This window comes from Streptomyces sp. RGM 3693, from assembly GCF_050471125.1.
Classification (GTDB): Bacteria; Actinomycetota; Actinomycetes; order Streptomycetales; family Streptomycetaceae; genus Streptomyces.
In genome coordinates, this window is the sequence record NZ_JBMPPQ010000002.1 from 1,805,978 (window position 1) to 1,825,711 (window position 19,734).

A 19,734-nucleotide genomic window follows, 5' to 3' on the forward strand; every position below is an offset into this window, starting at 1 on the left:
CGCGGTGAACACAGGCCGACGCGATGTCCAACCGCCCGAGGGGCCGGCCGCCGTGCCGCCGGGGCTCGATCCGCTGGCCGCGGTGCGCCGCGACGACGATCCGCCCACCGACGTCTACCTCACCGGCACCGTCTTCCTCGACATCATCTTCACCGGCCTGGATTCCGCCCCGATCCGCGGCACCGAGTCCTGGGCCCGCGGCATGGGCTCCAGCCCCGGCGGCGTCGCCAACATGGCCACCGCGCTGGCCCGGCTCGGGCTGCGCACCTCCCTGGCCGCCGCGTTCGGCGACGACATGTACGGCGAGTACTGCTGGGAGGCGCTGGAACAGGGCGAGGGCATCGACCTGGAGCTCTCCCGGAAGGTCCCCGGCTGGCACTCGCCGGTCACCGTCTCGATGGCCTACGAGGGCGAGCGCACCATGGTCTCGCACGGCCACGAGGCGCCGCCCCCGGAGCACGCCTTCGACGGGGCGCACGCGCCCGGCTGCCCGCCGCCGACCCGGGCCTGCGTCGCCTCGCTCGTCCCCGGCCGCCGGGAGGGCTGGCTGGGCTGTGCGGCCGGTCGTGGCAGTCGGATCTTCGCCGACGTCGGCTGGGACGACTCCGGCCGCTGGGACCCGACCGACCTCGCCGACCTGGAGCACTGCGAGGCGTTCCTGCCCAACGCCGAGGAGGCGATGCGCTACACCCGCACCGACTGCCCGCGCGCCGCCGCCCGCCGGCTCGCCGACCTGGTGCCGCTCGCCGTCGTCACGCTCGGCTCGGAGGGCGCGTACGCGGTGGACGCCCGCACCGGCGAGAGCGCCGAGGTGCCCGCCATCATGGTGGAGGCACTGGACCCGACCGGGGCCGGGGACGTCTTCGTCGCCGGCTTCGTCACCGGCACCCTCGCCGACTGGCCGCTGGCCGACCGGCTGTCCTTCGCCGGGCTGAGCGCCGCCCTGTCGGTGCAGGAGTTCGGCGGTTCGCTCTCCGCGCCCGGCTGGGCGGAGATCGCCGCCTGGTGGCGGCGGGTCCGGGCCTGCGACACCAGGGCCGCCGCCGGGCTGCGCCACCAGTACGGCTTCCTGGACGCCGTACTGCCCGAGTCGGGAGTGATCCCCGGCGCTACCGGACCGGCGGACTCCACGTGCCCGACCGGGTCCGCGCCGCTGGCCCGCGCGGTCCCCACGATCGGTTTCCGCCGCCCGGCCTGAGCGCACCGCCCGGCCCGCCCTCCGGTGCCCTCCGCGGCCGTCCCGGAAAAGCCGACCGGCTTGTCAGTGCCCCGTCGTACTCTGGTAGCGCAAGGAGCCAGTGCGGGCACCGCTGTCGAGGTCCGCACCTGTGATGAGCAAAGGATGGGGGTTGAGCAGGCCACCCGGCCTACCCATGACGCAGACACCCACACGAGCGCAGGCGAGCGCCCAGTTCACGGTCCCGGCCAAGCACCCGATGGTGACGGTCCTGGGATCCGGCGACTCGCTCCTGCGTGTGATCGAGGACGCCTTCCCCGCCACCGACATCCACGTCCGGGGCAACGAGGTCAGCGCGGTCGGCGACGCCCGGGAAGTCGCCCTGATCCAGCGCCTTTTCGACGAGATGATGCTGGTGCTCCGCACCGGACAACCGATGACGGAGGACGCAGTGGAACGCTCCATCGCCATGCTGCGCGCGGCGGAGAACGGCGACGGAGCCAGCGAGACCCCGGCCGAGGTGCTCACCCAGAACATCCTCTCCAACCGCGGCCGCACCATCCGCCCCAAGACCCTCAACCAGAAGCGCTACGTCGACGCCATCGACAAGCACACCATCGTCTTCGGGATCGGGCCGGCCGGCACCGGCAAGACCTACCTGGCCATGGCCAAGGCCGTCCAGGCCCTCCAGGCCAAGCAGGTCAACCGCATCATCCTGACCCGCCCCGCGGTCGAGGCCGGAGAGCGCCTGGGCTTCCTGCCCGGCACCCTCTACGAGAAGATCGACCCCTATCTGCGCCCGCTCTACGACGCGCTGCACGACATGCTCGACCCGGATTCCATCCCGCGGCTGATGGCGGCGGGGACGATCGAGGTCGCGCCGCTGGCGTACATGCGCGGCCGGACCCTCAATGACGCCTTCATCCTTCTCGACGAGGCGCAGAACACCAATCCCGAGCAGATGAAGATGTTCCTCACCCGGCTCGGCTTCGACTCGAAGATAGTCATCACCGGCGATGTGACCCAGATCGACCTGCCGGGCGGCACGAAGAGCGGTCTGCGCCAGGTCCGGGACATCCTGACCGGCGTCGACGACGTGCACTTCTCCGAGCTCACCAGCAGGGACGTGGTCCGGCACAAGCTCGTCGGCCGTATCGTCGACGCCTACGAGAAGTACGACAGCCGCAACGGCAAGTAGCCCGCGCTGCGCGACCAAGAAGCGAGACCCACCTTCCCCATGTCGATCGACGTCAACAACGAGTCCGGTACGGATATCGACGAGCAGGCGGTCCTGGACGTCGCCCGCTATGCCCTGGCCCGGATGCGGATCCACCCGCTCTCCGAGCTGTCCGTCATCGTCGTGGACGCCGAGGCCATGGAGCAGCTCCACCTCCAGTGGATGGACCTCCCCGGCCCGACCGACGTCATGTCCTTCCCGATGGACGAGCTGCGGCCGCCGGCCAAGGACGACGAGGAGCCGCCGCAGGGCCTCCTCGGCGACATCGTGCTCTGCCCGGAGGTCGCCGAGAAGCAGGGCAAGGAGGCCCCGACGGAGCACAGCATGGACGAGGAACTCCAGCTGCTGACCGTCCACGGCGTGCTGCACCTGCTCGGTTACGACCACGAGGAGCCGGACGAGAAGGCCGAGATGTTCGGCCTCCAGGCCGCGATCATCGACGGCTGGCGGGCGGAGCACGGGATGACCGGTCCCTCGCCGGCCCCGACCCTGACCTGACGGGGCGCGCGATGACCACCCTGATCGCCGTCGCGGTACTGCTCGTCGTGGTCGCCTGGCTCGCCGCCTGCGCGGAGGCCGGACTGGCCCGGACGACGAGCTTCCGCGCCGAGGAGGCCGTGCGCTCCGGCCGCCGGGGCAGCGCCAAGCTCGCCGCGGTCGCCGCCGACCCCACCCGCTACCTCAACCTCGCGCTGCTGGTGCGGGTCGGCTGCGAGGTGGCCGCCGGCGCCCTGGTCACCTACGCCTGCCTGCGCTCCTTCGACACGACCTGGCAGGCGCTGACCGTCGCCATCGCGGTGATGGTGCTGGTCTCCTACGTCGCCGTGGGAGTCTCCCCGCGCACCATCGGCCGCCAGCACCCGCTCAACACCACCACCGCGGCGGCGTACGTCCTGCTGCCGCTGGCCCGGGTGATGGGCCCGGTGCCGCAGTTGCTGATCCTGCTCGGCAACGCCCTCACCCCCGGCAAGGGCTTCCGCAAGGGCCCGTTCGCCTCCGAGGCGGAGCTGCGGTCCCTGGTGGACCTGGCCGAGAAGGAGTCGCTGATCGAGGACGAGGAGCGCCGGATGGTGCACTCGGTCTTCCAACTCGGCGACACCCTCGTCCGGGAGGTGATGGTGCCCCGCACCGACCTGATCTCCGTCGAGCGGTTCAAGACCATCCGGCAGGCGCTGACCCTGGCACTGCGCTCCGGTTTCTCCCGGATCCCGGTGACCGGGGAGAACGAGGACGACATCGTCGGCGTGGTCTACCTCAAGGACCTCGCCCGCAAGGTGCACATCAGCCGCGACGCGGAGAACGAACTGGTCTCCACGGCGATGCGCCCGGCGGTGTTCGTCCCCGACACCAAGAATGCCGGTGATCTGCTGCGCGAAATGCAGCGGGACCGCAATCACGTCGCGGTGGTGATCGACGAATACGGCGGCACCGCCGGCATCGTCACCATCGAGGACATCCTGGAGGAGATCGTCGGCGAGATCACCGACGAGTACGACCGGGAACTCCCGCCCGTGCAGGACCTGGGCGGCGGCCGCTACCGCGTCACCGCCCGCCTCGACATCGGCGCCCTGGGCGAGCTGTACGGCCTGGCGGAGCTGGACGACGAGGACGTGGAGACGGTCGGCGGACTGCTCGCCAAGCAGCTGGGTAAGGTCCCGATCGCCGGGGCGACCGCCGAGATCGACCTCTCCGACGACGCCTCGGACCCGGACCTCAAGGCGCTGCGGCTGATCGCCGAGGCGCCCGCCGGCCGCCGCAACAAGATCGTCACGGTGCTCTGCGAACCGGTCCGCGCGGCGGACGCGGCGGCTGACCGCGCCGGCGGCTGACCGCCCGCCCGGCGCCCTCCGCGGCCCGCGGCGCCACCTGGCAGCACCGCCGATTCCGGGGCATCCGGCCCCGCACGGCTACTGATCTCCAGTACAGCGGAAATATCCTCAAAGCCATTTCCGGCAACCCTGGATTCCCTCACTAATTCCGTGGAAAGATCTTCGAACCGGCGCCGGAAAGGGCGTCGGTGTTTTACGGCAGAGGGAAGCTGAACGAAATGCGTGGGAGGAAAGCCGTGGTGATGCCCACCATCGCGGCGGCTCTGCGGGCGGTCCGTCCGGGCGGAATCGACGCGCTCGCCGCGAGCAGAAAAACCAGAGGTGAGGAATCCGGGGGCGCCGTCGATGGCGCGGCGCATTTCCCCGGCGCGGTCCTTTCAGCACGTGCCGCCGGGCGGTGACGGAAAAATCACCGCAGTATTCGCGATGACGTCCGGCCAGGCCGCGGACATCGCGAGCACGGGCGCCGGGAGGGGGGCCGGACACCGACGACGGTGACCGGCGACCCGGTGGTCACACACGACTCCGGACCGGGCGATCGCCCCGCAGGCACGCCTGCGGCGGCACCGCCCGGTGCGGACCCGGAAACGACGTTGGCTGGAGAGCCGGGTGCCCCGGCACAGGGGAGCGGGGCAACCGGACTCTTCAGCCATCGTGCGTTCCCCCAAGGGCCTCGATCTCCCCTATCTCCTCCGCCTGTCCGCCTGCCCCTGTCCTCGACGCCTCGGTCGCGGGGGCGCGGGACGGTCCGGGCGTCCGGCACGGACCGCGGGCCCGCCCCCGTACGCCCCGCTCGGGCCCCGCATATGCTCGCCCGTATGACCGAAGCCGCACCGCTGGACCCCGAAGACCGCAAGATCATCACGCTCGCGCGCTCTGCGCGGGCCCGTAACGGCGTCCCCGAGGGCGCCGCCGTCCGCGACGAGACCGGCCGCACCTACGTCGCCGGCACCGTCGCCCTGGACTCCCTGCAGCTCAGCGCGTTGCAGACGGCCGTCGCGATGGCCGTCGCCAGCGGCGCCACGTCCCTGGAGGCCGCGGCCGTGGTCACCGACGCCGAGCAGGCCGCCGACGCCGACCGGGCCGCCGTCCGTGACCTCGGCGGCCCCGACACCCCCGTCCTGGTCGCCGCCCCCGACGGCACCCTGCGCACCAGCGTCCCCGCGGGCCCCTCGGCCTGACCGCACCACCGGGCGGGGCGCCCGCCGCCCTGCGCGCCCCGCCCCGGAACGGCCGGAGCGCCAGATGGTCGGAGCGGCCGCGGGGATCGGGGAGAATGGGCGCCATGAGCGTTCGCACCGAGTCCACTGCCCCCCACCGCGCCGGCTTCGCCTGCTTCGTCGGCCGACCCAACGCGGGCAAGTCCACCCTGACGAACGCTCTCGTCGGGACGAAGGTGGCGATCACCTCCAACCGCCCGCAGACCACCCGCCACACCGTGCGCGGCATCGTGCACCGGCCCGACGCCCAGCTGGTCCTGGTCGACACCCCCGGGCTGCACAAGCCGCGCACCCTCCTCGGCGAGCGGCTCAACGACGTCGTCCGCACCACCTGGTCCGAGGTCGACGTGATCGGCTTCTGCCTCCCCGCCGACCAGAAGCTCGGCCCCGGCGACCGCTACATCGCCGCCGAACTGGCCGCCATCAAGAAGACCCCCAAGGTCGCCATCGTCACCAAGACCGACCTGGTCGACTCCAAGGCGCTGGCCACCCAGCTGCTCGCCATCGACCGGCTCGGCAAGGAACTGGGCATCGAGTGGGCCGAGATCATCCCGGTCTCCGCGGTCGGCGACCAGCAGGTGTCGCTCCTCGCCGACCTGCTCGTGCCGCTGCTCCCCGAGAGCCCGGCCCTCTACCCGGAAGGCGACCTCACCGACGAGCCGGAGCAGGTCATGGTCGCCGAGCTGATCCGCGAGGCCGCGCTGGAAGGCGTCCGCGACGAGCTGCCGCACTCCATCGCCGTCGTCGTCGAGGAGATGCTGCCCCGCGAGGACCGGCCCGCCGACAAGCCGCTGCTGGACATCCACGCCAACGTCTACATCGAGCGCCCCAGCCAGAAGGGGATCATCATCGGCCCCAAGGGCAAGCGGCTCAAGGATGTCGGCACCAAGTCCCGCAAGCACATCGAGGCGCTGCTGGGCACCCCGGTCTTCCTGGACCTGCACGTCAAGGTCGCCAAGGACTGGCAGCGGGACCCTAAGCAGCTCCGCAAGCTGGGGTTTTAGACCTCCCACGCTGTCGGCCGTCCCGCCGTGGGGGTTCTTGTCGTTTCGCCTGCGGCGTGGGTTGTTGTCCGCTGCGCGGGGCTGTTGGGTGCGGTGGCGGGACGGAGGGGTCGGTGTTCAGGACTGCTGCGCTTTACGTCCTGAACACCGACCCCTCCGCCCCGCCACCTCCCGTTGTGGGGTGGGGAAAGAGGGTGGGTGGCTAGGCCGAGTGGTTGCCTAACGGTCACTGCTCAACAGCGGACCTGCACTGGCCCACTGTCGGTACCCCAACTGACCTGGATTCCACCCCCACAGCCCCGGCACCGCGGCCGAACAGCCCGCGCAGCGGCAACGCCCGCCGCAGGCGAAACGGTGCCGCACCCGGCAACGTACGGCGCGGCCCCGCGCAGCGGACCCGCCCGAACCGCTGGCGGAACCCCTCCGCCCACTCGAAGTTGTCCAGCAGGGACCACGCGAAGTAGCCACGGACATCGACCCCGGCGTCCATCGCCGTCCGTAGTGCCCGTAGGTGCCCGTCGAGGAAGGCGATCCGCTCGGGGTCCTCGATCCCGTCGTACGCGCAGCCGTTTTCCGTGATCATCACCGGCGGCAGGCTGGGCCCGTACCGCTCGTGGAAGGCCAGAAGCAGTTCGGTGAGGGCTTCGGGGACCACCGGCCAGCCGAAGCCGGTTCGCGGGCGCCCCTGGATTTCCCGGGGTGCGAACGGCAGCCCGGGCGGTAGCCGGACCCCGGAGAAGTCCGCCCCGGTGGTCGCCGGCTCCGGCGCCCCGACCTGCGTCGGCTGGTAGTAGTTGATCCCGTACCAGTCCAGCGGCGTGGAGATGGTCTTGAGGTCGTCGGTGACCGGGCCGGGGAGCAGTGCGGCGATCCCTTCGTCCGGGTAGCGGCCGAGCAGGATCGGTTCGGCGAAGAGCCGGTTGAGCAGCAGGTCGTAGAAGTCGGCGGCCTCGGTGTCGGCGGGGGAGTCGGACGCCGGCCAGGTCGGGCCGTGTGAGTTGGCGATTCCGATGCCGGTGGCGCCGCGGGCGCGCAGTGCCTGGACGGCGAGGCGGTGGCCCAGCAGTTGGTGGTGGGCGGCGGGCAGCGCGTCGAAGAGCAGGTGCCGGCCGGGCGCGTGCTGGCCCAGGCCGTAGCCCAGCAGGGTCAGTTCGGCCGGTTCGTTGAGGTTGATCCAGTGCGCCACCCGGTCACCGAGCCGGGCCGCCACCGTGTCCGCGTACGCCGCGAAGTGCTCGGCGGTCTCCCGGACGAGCCAGCCGCCGGCCGCCTCCAGGGGCTGCGGGGTGTCCCAGTGGAACAGCGTCGGCACCGGTGCGATCTCGGCCTCCAGCAGCGCGTCCACCAGCCGGTCGTAGAAGTCCAGCCCCGCCTCGTTGACCGCCCCGCGGCCCTGGGGCACCACGCGTGGCCAGGCCACGGAGAAGCGGTACGCGCCGACGCCCAGATCCTCCAGCAGCGCCACGTCCTCCCGGTAGCGGTGGTAGTGGTCGGTCGTCACCCGGGGGGTCGAGCCGTCCTTGATCCGCTCGGCCTCGGCCGCGAACACGTCCCAGGTGGAGGGCCCGCGCCCGTCCTCGTCCACCGCCCCCTCGATCTGGGCTGCGGAGGTGGACACCCCCCACAGGAAATCCCGGGGGAAGGCCCCGGTGTCGCTACGCCCCCTCCTTCAGCACGCGCGTGATCAGTTCGCGCTGGTCGTCGGTGAGGTCGGGGTCGGTGCAGTAGGCGGTCTTGTCGTCGACGGTGAGGGCGTAGCGGAAACCGTCGGGGACGCCGGTGGGCGGGGCGGCGTGGGCGGCGGCCAGGGCGCGGTCGGCGAGGGTGTGCCAGTCGGTGGCGTCGGTGCGGTCGGCGGTGTCGATCTCGGCGTGGCGCTCGATGCCGGCGAAGCCGCCGGTGCGGCGGATGTGGATGCGCATGGGGGGCTTCTACCCGGTGGGGCGCGAGTAGTCGACCGGGGAAGGCGGCGGACACCCGGGAGGGCGGGAGCTGCGACGGGTGCCGCTCCCGCCCGGGGGCGCCGGTGGGCTTACTTGCCGGTGAGGCCGACCGTGGACCATGCCTTGACCACGGCCTCGTGCTCCGCGCCCGACGCGCCGTAGCGGGTCTGGGCGGCCTGCACGGTGAGGTGGGCGAAGTCGGCGAACTGGGCGTTCTTGGCCAGGTGGCCGCCGGTCAGGACGTCGTACCAGATCTGGCCGGCGCGCTCCCACGCCTTGCCGCCCAGCGCGCTGGCGACGAGGTAGAAGGCGTGGTTGGGGATGCCGGAGTTCAGGTGGACGCCGCCGTTGTCGTCGGCTGTCTGGACGTAGCCGGCCATCGTGGCGGGCTGCGGGTCCTTGCCGAGCTGGGGGTCGTCGTAGGCGGTGCCGGGGGCCTTCATCGAACGCAGGCCCTGCCCGTGCACGCCCGGGGCGAGCAGGTCCGCGCCGATCAGCCAGTCGGCCTGGTCGGTGGTCTGGCCCAGCGCGTACTGCTTGATCAGGGAGCCGAAGACGTCGGAGATGGACTCGTTGAGGGCACCGGACTGGCCCTGGTAGTCGAGGTTGGCGGTGTATTGGGTGACGCCGTGGGTGAGCTCGTGGCCGATGACGTCGACGGGGATGGTGAAGTCCCGGAAGAGCGTGCCGTCGCCGTCGCCGAAGACCATCCGCTGGCCGTCCCAGAAGGCGTTGTCGTACTTCTCGCCGTAGTGGACGGTGGCGTCGAGCGGGAGGCCCTTGCCGTCGATGGACTTGCGGCCGTAGACCTTCAGGTAGAGCTCGAAGGTGGCGCCGAGGCCGGCCTGCGCGCGGTTGACGGAGGCGTCCTTGGCGGGGCCGTCGGACTCGGAGTGGACCTTGGTGCCGGGGAGGTCCTGCTGGTGGCCGGCGTCGTAGATGGTGCGGTTCGGCTTGTCGGCGGCGGCCCGGGCCTCCTGTGGGGCGAGGGCCTGGGCGGCCAGGTCGGTGCGGCGGGTGCGGTGGAGGGCGTCGTGCTCCAGGGTGCGGCGGGCGGGCTCGTGCCGGGCCGGGTCGTCGGACTCGGCGAGCTTGCCGAGGATGTGCGGCGGCACGATCGTGCAGAACACAGAGGTCGTGGGGGCGGGTGTGGTGCGCGGCTGGGTCACGGTTTCCTTCATGGATAAAACGGTGGCACTGTGTAATGCGTCTGTCACTGGCGGCGGCCGAAGTTCCCGAAAACGTGTGGTTGGCCGCATTTTCGCCCCTACCTCCGGGCGGTCCCGCATACTGATACGCGACTGCGGATCTTCGGTACCTCGGCTAACGTGCTGCCCATCATGCGTTTCGGGCTGCTTCTCCTTAGCTGCCGCGGCGAGGGCCTGTAGTCGTAGGCCGACCCCCTCCCCGCGGGATTTGGTGCTGCGTTCGACCGTCGGCCGTCACACGGATCTCCCCGAGGAGCCCTACGCAATGTCGCAGCCTGTCGGCCGCCCCACTCCGATCACCAACGCCACCCACGCGCAAGCGCCGTCCGGGATGCCGATCCACAAGTACCGCCCGTTCGAGGCCGTGGACCTGGCCGACCGCACCTGGCCGGAGAAGCGGATCACCAAGGCACCCCGGTGGCTCTCCACCGACCTGCGCGACGGCAACCAGGCACTGATCGACCCGATGTCGCCGGCCCGCAAGCGCGAGATGTTCGACCTGCTGGTACGCCTGGGCTACAAGGAGATCGAGGTCGGCTTCCCGTCGTCCGGCGAGACCGACTTCGCGTTCGTCCGGTCGATCATCGAAGAGGGCGCGATCCCCGAGGACGTGACGATCTCCGTCCTGACGCAGGCCCGCGAGGAGCTGATCGAGCGGACCGTCGAGTCGCTGCGCGGCGCTCCCCGGGCCACCGTCCACCTCTACAACGCCACCGCACCCACCTTCCGCCGGGTCGTCTTCCGTGGCTCGAAGGAGCAGGTCAAGCAGATCGCGGTGGACGGCACCCGGCTGGTGCTGGAGTACGCCGACAAACTGCTGGGCGACGAGACGGTCTTCGGCTACCAGTACAGCCCGGAGATCTTCACTGACACCGAGCTGGACTTCGCGCTGGAGGTCTGCGAAGGGGTGATGGACGTCTGGCAGCCCGAGGCGGGCCGCGAGATCATCCTCAACCTGCCGGCCACCGTGGAGCGTTCGACTCCCAGCACGCACGCCGACCGGTTCGAGTGGATGTCGCGCCACCTGACCCGGCGTGAGTTCGTCTGCCTGTCCACGCACCCGCACAACGACCGCGGCACCGCCGTCGCCGCCGCCGAACTCGCCGTGATGGCCGGCGCCGACCGCGTCGAGGGCTGTCTGTTCGGCCAGGGCGAGCGCACCGGCAACGTCGACCTGGTGACGCTGGGCATGAACCTCTTCTCCCAGGGTGTCGACCCGCAGATCGACTTCTCGCAGATCGACGAGATCCGCCGCACCAGCGAGTACTGCAACCAGATGGAGGTCCACCCGCGCCACCCCTACGCGGGCGACCTGGTCTACACCGCCTTCTCCGGCTCCCACCAGGACGCCATCAAGAAGGGCTTCGACGCGCTGGAGGCCGACGCCGCCGCCCAGGGCAAGACCGTCGACGACATCGAGTGGGCGGTGCCGTACCTGCCGATCGACCCCAAGGACGTGGGGCGTTCGTACGAGGCGGTCATTCGGGTCAACTCGCAGTCCGGCAAGGGCGGTATCGCCTACGTCCTGAAGAACGACCACAAGCTGGACCTCCCGCGCCGGATGCAGATCGAGTTCTCCCGGATCATCCAGGAGAAGACCGACACCGAGGGCGGCGAGGTCACCCCGAAGGACATCTGGGACACCTTCCAGGACGAGTACCTGCCCAACCCGCAGAACCCGTGGGGCCGCATCCAGGTCAGGGCCGGGCAGACCACCACCGACAAGGACGGCGTCGACACCCTCACCGTCGAGGCCGAGGTGGACGGCACCGAAACCGTCCTGACCGGCTCCGGCAACGGCCCGATCTCCGCGTTCTTCGCCGCGCTCCAGGGCCTGGGCATCGACGCCCGCCTGCTGGACTACCAGGAGCACACCATGAGCGAGGGCGCCTCCGCGCAGGCCGCCTCGTACATCGAGTGCGTCATCGACGGCAAGGTGCTGTGGGGCATCGGCATCGACGCCAACACCACCCGCGCCTCCCTCAAGGCCGTGGTTTCCGCCGTCAACCGCGCGGCGCGCTGACCCCAGGTCGCGTCACCTCCCGCCCGGCCCCGCCGCTCCGCACCCCGGAACGGCGGGGCCGGGCGCGTCTCGTACACATTCCGTACGCATCCCCGCCGGCATCCGGCCAGCCGCCCGACCGTTGTCCGATACGAGGTGCTGACGGCGCATCACCGATGTGGCTAACATCACGTAACGAGCGGCGACGGGGCCGGGGGGGGTTCCCCCGCGCCCTTAAGGCGTGGGGGAGTTACGGAGGCTGACGTGATGCGCAACGTATGTGTGGTGGGGGTGCGCACCTCGTGGCGGACCGTCGCCGACGGCGAGTTCTTCTGCCCCGACTGCGGCGGCGACCGCAACTACCTCCGCCGCACCGGCCGGCGCCGCCTCCTCGTCCTCGGCATCCCCGTCCTGGCCCGCGGCGACGCCGGCCCGGTCCTCGAATGCTCGGCCTGCCGGGGCCACTTCGGGCTGGACGCCCTCGACCACCCCACCACCGTCCGGCTCTCCACGATGCTCCGGGACGCCGTCCACACCCTGACCCTGGCCCTGCTTGCGGCCGGCGGCACGGCCTCCCGCACGGTCCGCGACGCCGCGGTCACCGCCGTCCGTGCGGCCGGCTCCGCCGACTGCACCGAGGACCAACTGCTCACCCTGCTCGCCGCGCTCGCCGCCGACACCGGCCGGCTGACCGGCACCTACGAGGCGGCCACCGGCGGCCACTGCGGACACCAGGGCCTCGACCCGTGCGGCACCGCGCTGGCCATAGAGCTCCACGAGGCGCTGGAGCCGCTGGCGCCGCATCTCGCCCCCGCCGGGCGGGAGTCGCTGCTCCTCCAGGGCGCCCGGATCGCCCTCGCCGACGGCCCCTGCACCCCCGCCGAACGCGAGGCGCTCAGCACCGCAGGCGCCGCCCTGATGCTCCGCCCGGAGGACATCGACCGCCTGCTGGCCGCGGCGGCCCGCTCGTCGCGCTACCGCGGCTAGGGCCGCGCCCGAAGACCCTGGCCCGCGCCCGAAGACCCCGGCCCGCGGTGGTGCCCCGCCCCCAGGCGCCGCCCGGCACGAGGACGGCCCCGCCACCGGACGGAACCGGTGGCGGGGCCGCATGCTCGCCGGACGCTCCTCGCGCGTCCCCGCGTCTCCCGCTTGTTACGCGCCGCGCCCTCAGGCCGTCAGTCGCACCGGCAGGCTCGCCAGCCCGCCCGAGATGAATCCGCCCGTCGGCTGCAACTCCTCGGCAGGAACGGCCAGTTGGAGGTCTGGGAACCGCTCGAAGAGGGCCGGCAGCGCGGTCCGCGCCTCCAGTCGGGCCAGCGGCGCACCGATGCAGTGGTGCACCCCGTGCCCGAACGCCAGGTGCTCCTGGCTCGCCCGCTGGATGTCGAACGTGGCGGCGTCCGCGCCGTGCTGCTCACGGTCCCGGCCGGCCGCCGCGTACATCGGGAGCAGCGCCTCGCCCTTGCGGATCACCTCGCCGTGCGGCAGCTCGACGTCCTCCACCGCGAACCGCAGCGGCAGGCTCGCGATGCTCGGCGACCAGCGCAGCGTCTCCTCGATGACGTCGTTCCACGACGCCGCGCCGTCCCGCACCAGCTTCAACTGCTCGGGGTGGGTCAGCAGGGCGTACACCGCGTTGCCCAGCAGGTCCACGGTGGTCTCGTGGCCGGCGCCGATGACCAGTAGCAGGGTGTCCCGCAGCTCCTGCTCGGTCATCCCCTGGCCCGCGTCGTCCCGGGCCGCGACCAGCAGGCTGGTCAGGTCGTCCGCGGGTTCCGCGCGCTTGGCCGCGACCAGCGAACCGAGCAGTTCGTTGACCGACACCCAGGTCGCGGCGGTCTGCTCCGGAGTGGCCGTGGTGTCCATGATCTCCGAGACGATCCGGGCCAGTTCGAGCCGCGGCGCACCCTCCGGGTAGCCGAACAACTCGCAGATCACCTGCATGGGGAGCGGGTGGTTGAAGGATTCCCGCAGGTCGATGACCTCGCCGGCCGGGCGCGCCGCCAGCCCGTCCAGTAAGTCGCCGGTGATCTGCTCCACCCGCGGCACCATGGCGTCCGTCCGGCGCGCGGTGAACGCCGGGGCGATCAGCTTCCGCAGCCGCCGGTGGTCGGGACCGTAGGCGGTGAACATGTTCGTCACGCCGATCCACGACTGGAGCCAGCTGCCGCGGATCTCCTCGCGCTGCCACTCCGGCCAGTGGTCCCGCGGGTTCTTCGAGATCCGGTCGTCGGTGAGCAGCTGCTTGAGCAGGGCGTGACCGGTCACCCCCCACGCCTGGATGCCGCCGGGCAGTTCTATCCGGGCCGCCGCGCCTAGTGCGCGGAGGCGGGTTCCTTCGCCGTGGATGTCGGTTCCGGCCGGGTCGATGACGACGGGCTGCGGTCGCTGTTGTGCCAAGGCGTAGCTCCTGCCTGATCCGGGGTGATGGGGGTGAAGCGGGTCGGGAGGGCGGCCAGGGCCCGGTGGAATGCCCCGTTACGCCACTCCAACTCCGCCGGCGTGACGGCGAGTTCGATGTCCGAGAGCCAGGCGGTGAGCCGCTCGATCGCGGTGATCGCGATCAGCAGCGCGTGCCGCTTCACCGGGCAGGCGTGCGGTCCGGCCGCCCAGGCCAGATGGGATCCGCTGCCCGACCCCGGGCCGTGGGTGGCCGTGGTGTCGAACTGGCTGTTGGCCGCCGCGTACGAGACCATCACCAGCTGCCCGGCGCGCACCCAGGTGCCGTGGAAGAAGACGTCCCGGACCGGGAAGTGGGCGGAGTAGTTGGCCATCGGCGGGTCGTTCCACAGCACCTCGTTGATGGCGTCGTGGACGGTCAGCGCGCCACCGGAGACGGTGCTGTAGTAGCGGTCGTCGGACAGCATGCGGGACAGCGCGTTGCCGATCAGGTTGGCGAGCGGCTCGTTGCCGGCGCCCATCACGAGGATGACGTTGTGGATCAGTTCCTCGTCGCTCAGGGCGTTGGGGTGGTCCATGAACCACGAGGTGAGGTCCGGGCCCCGCTGCGCCTTCTTCGCGCCGACCAGCTCCATGATGTACTGCGTGAACGCCTCGTTGGAGGCCGCCGCCTCCTCCGGCGAATTGCCCTCCAGCATCCCCGCGATCGCCGAGATCAGCCGGTCGCTGTAGGAATCGGGCAGCCCGAAGAGGGCGTTGAACATCAGCAGCGGGATCAGCCGCGCGTAGTCCGCGATCAGATCCGCCTCACCGCGGTCGCCGAACCGCCGGATCAGGGTGTCCGCCGCCTGGTGCACCCGGGCCCGCAGCTCGTGCGGTTCGACGAGCTTGAAGCTGTCGACGATGACGTCCCGGTAGCGAACGTGCGCCGGCCCGTCGCTGTAGAAGACGTTCGGCCGCCAGCCCAGCATCGGCAGGACCGGCGAGTCCGGCGGGACGGTCTGCATCCAGGCCCGGGAGTCCTTGGACCAGGTCGCGTCGTCGTTCAGCAGCTCCAGTGCCGCCCGGTAGTCGGTCACCAGCATCGCGGTCACCTCGGGCGCGATCTCCACCGGCGCCAGCGCCCCGTACTGCCGCAGCTGCGCGTAGACCCGGTCCGGGTCGGCGGCGAAGTCCGGCCCGTACAGCTTCACCGGCGCGTACGCGTCCGGGTGCGCGTCCGGGTGCGCCGGGGCCTGCGGCGGCGCACCGTGCGCCGGACAGCCCGGCGGTGGGGCGGCGGCGCGCGTCGGCGGTGGGACGGCCTGCCCAGGGCGGGACGGCGGCGGGGCGGCGCCCGGCTCGTACGGGGAAGTCACGGGTTCGGGTTCTCCTCGGGCAGGGGCGTGTGGTCCAGGACGTGGCGGACCAGCGCGATCAGCGCGTCGACGGACTGTTCCCGGTCGCGGGCGTCGCACAGCACCAGCGGGGTGTCCGGGTGCAGGTCGAGCGCCTCACGCATCTTCTCCACGTCGTACTGCGGGGCGTCGGGGAAGGTGTTGACCGCGACCGCGTAGCGCAGTCCGGCCTCCTCCACGATGTCCATCACCTCGAACGAGTCCGCCAGCCGGCGGGTGTCCGCGAGGACCAGGGCGCCCAGCGCACCGCGGGCGATGTCCTGCCACAGGGGGCGGAAACGCTTCTGCCCCGGCGTGCCGAACAGGTACAGCACCAGGTCCCCGGGCAGCGTCAGCCGCCCGAAGTCGATGGCGACGGTGGTGGTGGTCTTGTCCCGCACGCCGGCGAGGTCGTCGACCATCGCGCCGCTCTGCGTCATCACCTCTTCGGTGTGCAGCGGCGGGGTTTCGGAGAGCGCACGGATGAGCGTGGTCTTGCCGACGCCGAACGGGCCGGCGACCAGGAGCTTCACCAGCGTCTGGTGCTCGCCGGAGAGGTACATGTTGCCGGTCCCGGCGCCGGGGCTAGGACTTGAGAGAGCGGAGTCCATCGAGAACCCTCTCCAGGATCTGCCGGTCGAATTGCTCGGCTTCGGGTATGGGGGCTCGGGCGTGCAGGCGCCCGGCATCGACGAGGTCGGCCACCAGCACCTTCACCACGCTCACGGGCAGGTGAAGGTGGGCGGCCACCTCGGCCAGAGTCAGCGCGCCGGGCTGGAGCAGCTCCAGGATCCGGTGCTCTTCGGGGCGTACCTCACTGGTGATCGGCATGTCCACGCCGATCAGCACGGTCAGCCGGTCCAACGTGTTGCGGCTCGGTCGGGCGCGTCCGCCGGTCGCCAGATAGGCCGGTACGAGACGCCGTCCGCTGCTCTGGCGCGGCGTCATGCCTGGCTACCGATGCCCCGAGCCGGGCTGTTCATGACCTTCTTGCCCAGGGTCGTCACCTGGATCTGCATGTGGTGCGCGACGACGCCCATATTCACCTCCGGATCGGCGAAGACGGCCAGGCAGGTGTTCTCACCGGCCGGGATCGCGAAAACGAAACCTTCTTCGGACTCGATGACGGTCTGTCGCAGCCGGGCGTCGTCCTGCTCGGTAAACGCCGCGGTCACCGCGCGCCCCGCGCCCTGGAGCGCCGACATCATCGCCGCGACGCCCTCCGCGGCCTCCCGCGACAGGCCCGGCGAGGCCCCCTCGATGAAGCCGTCGCCGGAGATGACGGCGGCGTGGACGACATGCGGCAGCTCCAACAGGGGAGCCAGCACCCAGGACTTGTCCTCGGTGACACGGCGACGGGTCGGGCTGTTCATGACTGGGCGTTCCCTTCGGGACTGCGCGGGGGTTCGTATTGGGCTGCGGCCCGCCCGGATTCGGTGCCGCGCTGGAGCGCCGCCCAGCGGGAACCGGTCTCCTCCGGGGAGCGCAGGTTGAGCGTGTCGTTGTGCGACTCGGGCGGCTGCTCGGACGTCGGCCGGCGACGGCGGCGGCGCGGCAGCTCACCCTCGGCCGGCGGCTGGTGTGGCTCCGGCGCGGCGAACTCCGATGGTGCTGCCGGTGCCGACGGTGCCGACGGTGCCGACGGTGCCGAAGGTGCTGCGGGCGCGGGTGCGGGCGCCGGTGCAGGTGCCGCGAGGGGCTCGGCCGGTGCGGGCTGCCGGGTCGGCACGGCACCCGCGGGGGTGGCCGGCGCGTTGGCCCCGGTCGGCAGCACGGACGGCACCGCCGCCCGCTCCCGCGGCGCACCGGGGGCGCGGTGCGGCATCGGCGCCATCACCGAGATCGGCCGCGCGCCCTCGTCGAGGACGGTCAGCAGCGGGTCGCCCGGGATGTACACCACGGCCCGCACGCCGCCGTACGGCGACGGCTCCACGTGCACCCCGAAGCCGTACTGCCGCACCAGCTGGCCGGCCGCCGCGAAACCGGATCGCGGCGGGTCGCCCAACTGCGTCAGCAGCAGGCCGTCGTTGCCGGCCAGCAGCTCCATCGCGTGCTTGAGTTCGTCGTCGTGCATGCCGACGCCGTAGTCGTCGATGATCACCGACGCGCCGCGGTTGCCTTGCTGGAGCGTGACGGTGACCGGCAGTTCCCGATGCGAGTGGTGCAGCGCGTTCGCCAGCAGTTCGGTGACGGTGATGGCGATCGGCTCGACGGCCCGCGCGACCACCGCGACCGGGTCCCGCAGCTGGTTGCTGACCTGCACCCGCTCGTAGCCGCGCAGCCGCGACGTGGCGCCGATCACCAGCTCGGCGAGGTACGAGTCCTCGCGGGTCAGTCCCGGCCAGGCACCGCAGACCACGCCGGTGGCCTGCACGCGCCGCAGCGCCTGTTCGTTGAGGAAGTCCGCGTCGAGCAGGTCCTGCGCGATCTGCGGGTCGTCGTAGGTGTGCTGCATCGTCTGCAACGAGGTCTGCACCTGGTACAGCAGCGCCTGGATGGTGGTGGTGGCACCGCGCAGCGTGGACTGCGCCGCCGCGTCGACCCGGGTGCGCTCCTTGGTGATCGCCGCACTGACCTGCTCCAGTACGGCGTCCAGCGCCTCGTCGGTGTCCGACCCGTCGAACCGTTGGTCCAGCAGGCCGCGCACCGGCACGTGCGGGTGGGCCAGCGCCAGGGTCAGGTCGGGCAGCCGGGCCTCGGCCAGGTGCCGGATCTCGGCCTCCGTGGCCCGCAGTCTGGCCGACAGCTCCGTGTTGCCGTGGAGCGTGGCGCTGTTGTGTTCCTCGGCGGCGGTCAGGCGGGCTCTGAGACCGGCACGCTCCTTGCGTACGCGGACCAGGAGCGTCGCCAGCAATACGGCGGCGACCGTACCTGCGCTGAGGCACCACAACAGCGCCTGCGGTATGGATGTCATCGAGATCCTCGTTTGGGACGGACGGGGATGTCTCGGCCGCTACGGCTGCCGTGCCGCCGAACATCACCGGATGCTACCTGTCGTCTGACACGCCGTAAGGGTCCTTGACGTGCAGGGACGGAGAAGTGTGGAAGGTCGCATTCGGCCGATGATGACCGGTGGGTAACGTGATGCGGCCCCGCTATCCGGGGGGATGGCGAGGCCGTGTGGAGATGGTGTGAGTGAGGCGTGGATGAGCCGCGGTCAGGCCGCCGGGAACCGGCCGCCCTTGACGGCATCCACGAACATGGACCACCCGTCGGCCGGGAACACGAGGGCCGGCCCGTGGGGGGCCTTGCTGTCTCGGACGGGGACGAGGTCAGAGAGGTCGTTCGAGACCTCGACGCAGTTTCCGCCGTCGCCGTTGCTGTAGCTGCTCTTGTACCACTCGGCCGTGCTCAGGTCGTACGTGCGCATCGTCGGAAGTCCTCCGCCGCCGATTCGATCAGGGCCAGGGACGCCTCCGGCGACAGCGCGGCGGCCCTGATGAGATCGTAGGCGCGCTGGGCACGCTTCACCACCGCCGGATCGTCGAGCAGCGTCCCCGAAAACGACGCCTCTGTATAGGCGGTTGGCGGGGCGTCATCGAATTCCATGAGCCTCAGATCTCCGGTCATGGCGGCGTACGCCCCCGCTGCGCACGGAAGGACCTGGACCAGGATCTTGCGCTCCCGAGCGAGCTGCGCGATATGGCCGAGCTGCCCGGCCATGACAGCTGGCCCGCCTACTAGGCAGCGCAGCGTGTTCTCGTGCACCACGGCCCAATACACGGGCCGTGTAGCGCCCTTGAGGATGTCGGCCCGCTCTATGCGGGCTGTGACCTTCTCCTCCACGTACTCGTCGGTGACGAAGGGGTTGGTCGCGATGTAGACGGCCCGGGCGTACTCGGGCGTCTGCAAGAGCCCAGGGATCACTGACGGCGCGAACTCGCAGATCTTGGTCGCCAGCGGCTCCAGTTCCACCACCTTCGCGAAGTAATCCGCGTACCGCTGGTCGTCGATGAGCTTGCGCCATGTCCGCTCGAAAAAACCGTCGGTTTGTAGGGCCTGATCGATGCGGATCGCGACATCCAGTTGCGGGCGGCGGATCGCCTGCTCGAACTGGCCGATATAGCCGCCGGAGATGAACACCTGGTTTCCCAGCATCTCCTGGGTTAAGGCGGCGTTCTCCCGGTGTCGCTTGAGTTCCGTTCCCCAATACTCCCAGAGCACTTGGCGTGAGGCATTGGCCATGGTCTACTTCCTTTCCCTGCCCGGCAGTTGCAGAGCCGGTCCTGTTGCCCAGGCTAGCTCCGGAGCGTCACGCTTTCGCTGCGAACGGTGAAAAAGTTCCTCGTGAAAGGTGATGGGCAATGCGGAAAGAACTGACCGAAGTGGAAAGCGTGA

The 19,734-nt window shown here is 71.1% G+C and carries 18 protein-coding genes and 1 pseudogene; 8 read left to right on the top strand and 11 right to left on the bottom strand.

From position 1 onward, the window contains the following. Positions 1-4 precede the first annotated feature (4 nt). The 6 genes from ACO0M4_RS25385 to era all read left to right on the top strand — a co-directional run bounded on the left by ACO0M4_RS25385 (position 5) and on the right by era (position 6,467). A complete protein-coding gene (locus ACO0M4_RS25385; protein WP_430373215.1) occupies positions 5-1,198 on the top strand; it encodes a carbohydrate kinase family protein in 1,194 nt (397 codons plus the stop codon). A 175-nt stretch (positions 1,199-1,373) separates the two neighbouring features. Continuing rightward, positions 1,374-2,375: a PhoH family protein gene (locus ACO0M4_RS25390; RefSeq protein ID WP_430373216.1), complete on the top strand. Its 1,002-nt coding sequence runs from the start codon at positions 1,374-1,376 to the stop codon at positions 2,373-2,375. 39 nt (positions 2,376-2,414) lie between these two features. After that, a complete protein-coding gene (gene ybeY / locus ACO0M4_RS25395; RefSeq protein WP_430373217.1) occupies positions 2,415-2,912 on the top strand; it encodes an rRNA maturation RNase YbeY in 498 nt (165 codons plus the stop codon). Between the two features lie 11 nt (positions 2,913-2,923). Then, positions 2,924-4,243, top strand: a complete 1,320-nt coding sequence (locus ACO0M4_RS25400; RefSeq protein ID WP_430373218.1) for a hemolysin family protein — start codon at positions 2,924-2,926, stop codon at positions 4,241-4,243. 818 nt (positions 4,244-5,061) lie between these two features. Continuing rightward, positions 5,062-5,424: a cytidine deaminase gene (locus ACO0M4_RS25405; protein WP_430373219.1), complete on the top strand. Its 363-nt coding sequence runs from the start codon at positions 5,062-5,064 to the stop codon at positions 5,422-5,424. 95 nt (positions 5,425-5,519) lie between these two features. Beyond that, positions 5,520-6,467: a GTPase Era gene (gene era / locus ACO0M4_RS25410; RefSeq protein WP_430373220.1), complete on the top strand. Its 948-nt coding sequence runs from the start codon at positions 5,520-5,522 to the stop codon at positions 6,465-6,467. Between the two features lie 226 nt (positions 6,468-6,693). Here the strand turns inward: era and ACO0M4_RS25415 are convergent. The 3 genes and pseudogenes from ACO0M4_RS25415 to ACO0M4_RS25425 all read right to left on the bottom strand — a co-directional run. Further along, positions 6,694-8,109: pseudogene (locus tag ACO0M4_RS25415) on the bottom strand (GH1 family beta-glucosidase); the annotation flags it as partial. Between the two features lie 13 nt (positions 8,110-8,122). Then, positions 8,123-8,389 carry a protealysin inhibitor emfourin gene (locus tag ACO0M4_RS25420; RefSeq protein ID WP_430373221.1) on the bottom strand — a complete coding sequence of 89 codons (267 nt, stop codon included), beginning with the start codon at positions 8,387-8,389 and terminating at the stop codon, positions 8,123-8,125. Positions 8,390-8,499: 110 nt separating this feature from the next. Next, the gene (locus ACO0M4_RS25425; RefSeq protein ID WP_430373222.1) at positions 8,500-9,591 is read right to left on the bottom strand and encodes a M4 family metallopeptidase; all 1,092 of its coding nucleotides are present in this window, start codon (positions 9,589-9,591) and stop codon (positions 8,500-8,502) included. 292 nt (positions 9,592-9,883) lie between these two features. Here ACO0M4_RS25425 and leuA point away from each other — a divergent pair, with 292 nt between their 5' ends. Both leuA and ACO0M4_RS25435 read left to right on the top strand, forming a co-directional pair. Beyond that, the gene (leuA, locus tag ACO0M4_RS25430) at positions 9,884-11,641 is read left to right on the top strand and encodes a 2-isopropylmalate synthase (RefSeq protein WP_430373223.1); all 1,758 of its coding nucleotides are present in this window, start codon (positions 9,884-9,886) and stop codon (positions 11,639-11,641) included. Positions 11,642-11,887: 246 nt separating this feature from the next. Further along, complete coding sequence (locus ACO0M4_RS25435; protein WP_430373934.1) at positions 11,888-12,607, top strand: TerB family tellurite resistance protein; 720 nt, start codon at positions 11,888-11,890, stop codon at positions 12,605-12,607. A gap of 180 nt (positions 12,608-12,787) precedes the next feature. Here ACO0M4_RS25435 and ACO0M4_RS25440 read toward each other — a convergent pair whose 3' ends face one another. The 8 genes from ACO0M4_RS25440 to ACO0M4_RS25475 all read right to left on the bottom strand — a co-directional run bounded on the left by ACO0M4_RS25440 (position 12,788) and on the right by ACO0M4_RS25475 (position 19,581). Further along, positions 12,788-14,020 (bottom strand): cytochrome P450 family protein, encoded by a 1,233-nt coding sequence (locus ACO0M4_RS25440; RefSeq protein WP_430373224.1) that lies wholly within the window; start codon positions 14,018-14,020, stop codon positions 12,788-12,790. Continuing rightward, positions 13,936-15,378, bottom strand: a complete 1,443-nt coding sequence (locus ACO0M4_RS25445; RefSeq protein ID WP_430373225.1) for a cytochrome P450 — start codon at positions 15,376-15,378, stop codon at positions 13,936-13,938. The genes ACO0M4_RS25440 and ACO0M4_RS25445 overlap by 85 nt, the downstream gene beginning before the upstream one ends. Beyond that, the gene (locus ACO0M4_RS25450) at positions 15,375-15,959 is read right to left on the bottom strand and encodes a GTP-binding protein (protein WP_430373226.1); all 585 of its coding nucleotides are present in this window, start codon (positions 15,957-15,959) and stop codon (positions 15,375-15,377) included. Before ACO0M4_RS25450 ends, ACO0M4_RS25445 begins: the two co-directional genes overlap by 4 nt. Before the next feature lie 22 nt (positions 15,960-15,981). Next, a complete protein-coding gene (locus ACO0M4_RS25455; RefSeq protein ID WP_390027289.1) occupies positions 15,982-16,344 on the bottom strand; it encodes a DUF742 domain-containing protein in 363 nt (120 codons plus the stop codon). Further along, a complete protein-coding gene (locus ACO0M4_RS25460) occupies positions 16,341-16,769 on the bottom strand; it encodes a roadblock/LC7 domain-containing protein (protein ID WP_100606456.1) in 429 nt (142 codons plus the stop codon). The genes ACO0M4_RS25455 and ACO0M4_RS25460 overlap by 4 nt, the downstream gene beginning before the upstream one ends. Continuing rightward, on the bottom strand, positions 16,766-18,310 hold the full coding sequence (locus ACO0M4_RS25465; protein ID WP_430373227.1) for an ATP-binding protein: 1,545 nt from the start codon (positions 18,308-18,310) through the stop codon (positions 16,766-16,768). The genes ACO0M4_RS25460 and ACO0M4_RS25465 overlap by 4 nt, the downstream gene beginning before the upstream one ends. Positions 18,311-18,553: 243 nt before the next feature. After that, positions 18,554-18,766, bottom strand: a complete 213-nt coding sequence (locus ACO0M4_RS25470; protein ID WP_430373228.1) for a DUF397 domain-containing protein — start codon at positions 18,764-18,766, stop codon at positions 18,554-18,556. Continuing rightward, a complete protein-coding gene (locus ACO0M4_RS25475) occupies positions 18,748-19,581 on the bottom strand; it encodes a helix-turn-helix domain-containing protein (RefSeq protein ID WP_430373229.1) in 834 nt (277 codons plus the stop codon). Before ACO0M4_RS25475 ends, ACO0M4_RS25470 begins: the two co-directional genes overlap by 19 nt. Positions 19,582-19,734: the final 153 nt, after the last annotated feature.

Bases quoted from the DNA above. Each gene is read 5' to 3' on its own strand.
- ACO0M4_RS25390 (WP_430373216.1), top strand. From the start codon at position 1,374: ATGACGCAGACACCCACACGAGCGCAGGCGAGCGCCCAGTTCACGGTC.
- ybeY (WP_430373217.1), top strand. From the start codon at position 2,415: ATGTCGATCGACGTCAACAACGAGTCCGGTACGGATATCGACGAGCAG.
- ACO0M4_RS25400 (WP_430373218.1), top strand. From the start codon at position 2,924: ATGACCACCCTGATCGCCGTCGCGGTACTGCTCGTCGTGGTCGCCTGG.
- ACO0M4_RS25405 (WP_430373219.1), top strand. From the start codon at position 5,062: ATGACCGAAGCCGCACCGCTGGACCCCGAAGACCGCAAGATCATCACG.
- era (WP_430373220.1), top strand. From the start codon at position 5,520: ATGGGCGCCATGAGCGTTCGCACCGAGTCCACTGCCCCCCACCGCGCC.
- ACO0M4_RS25420 (WP_430373221.1), bottom strand. From the start codon at position 8,389: ATGCGCATCCACATCCGCCGCACCGGCGGCTTCGCCGGCATCGAGCGC.
- ACO0M4_RS25425 (WP_430373222.1), bottom strand. From the start codon at position 9,591: ATGAAGGAAACCGTGACCCAGCCGCGCACCACACCCGCCCCCACGACC.
- leuA (WP_430373223.1), top strand. From the start codon at position 9,884: ATGTCGCAGCCTGTCGGCCGCCCCACTCCGATCACCAACGCCACCCAC.
- ACO0M4_RS25435 (WP_430373934.1), top strand. From the start codon at position 11,888: ATGCGCAACGTATGTGTGGTGGGGGTGCGCACCTCGTGGCGGACCGTC.
- ACO0M4_RS25450 (WP_430373226.1), bottom strand. From the start codon at position 15,959: ATGTACCTCTCCGGCGAGCACCAGACGCTGGTGAAGCTCCTGGTCGCC.
- ACO0M4_RS25455 (WP_390027289.1), bottom strand. From the start codon at position 16,344: ATGACGCCGCGCCAGAGCAGCGGACGGCGTCTCGTACCGGCCTATCTG.
- ACO0M4_RS25460 (WP_100606456.1), bottom strand. From the start codon at position 16,769: ATGAACAGCCCGACCCGTCGCCGTGTCACCGAGGACAAGTCCTGGGTG.
- ACO0M4_RS25465 (WP_430373227.1), bottom strand. From the start codon at position 18,310: ATGACATCCATACCGCAGGCGCTGTTGTGGTGCCTCAGCGCAGGTACG.
- ACO0M4_RS25470 (WP_430373228.1), bottom strand. From the start codon at position 18,766: ATGCGCACGTACGACCTGAGCACGGCCGAGTGGTACAAGAGCAGCTAC.
- ACO0M4_RS25475 (WP_430373229.1), bottom strand. From the start codon at position 19,581: ATGGCCAATGCCTCACGCCAAGTGCTCTGGGAGTATTGGGGAACGGAA.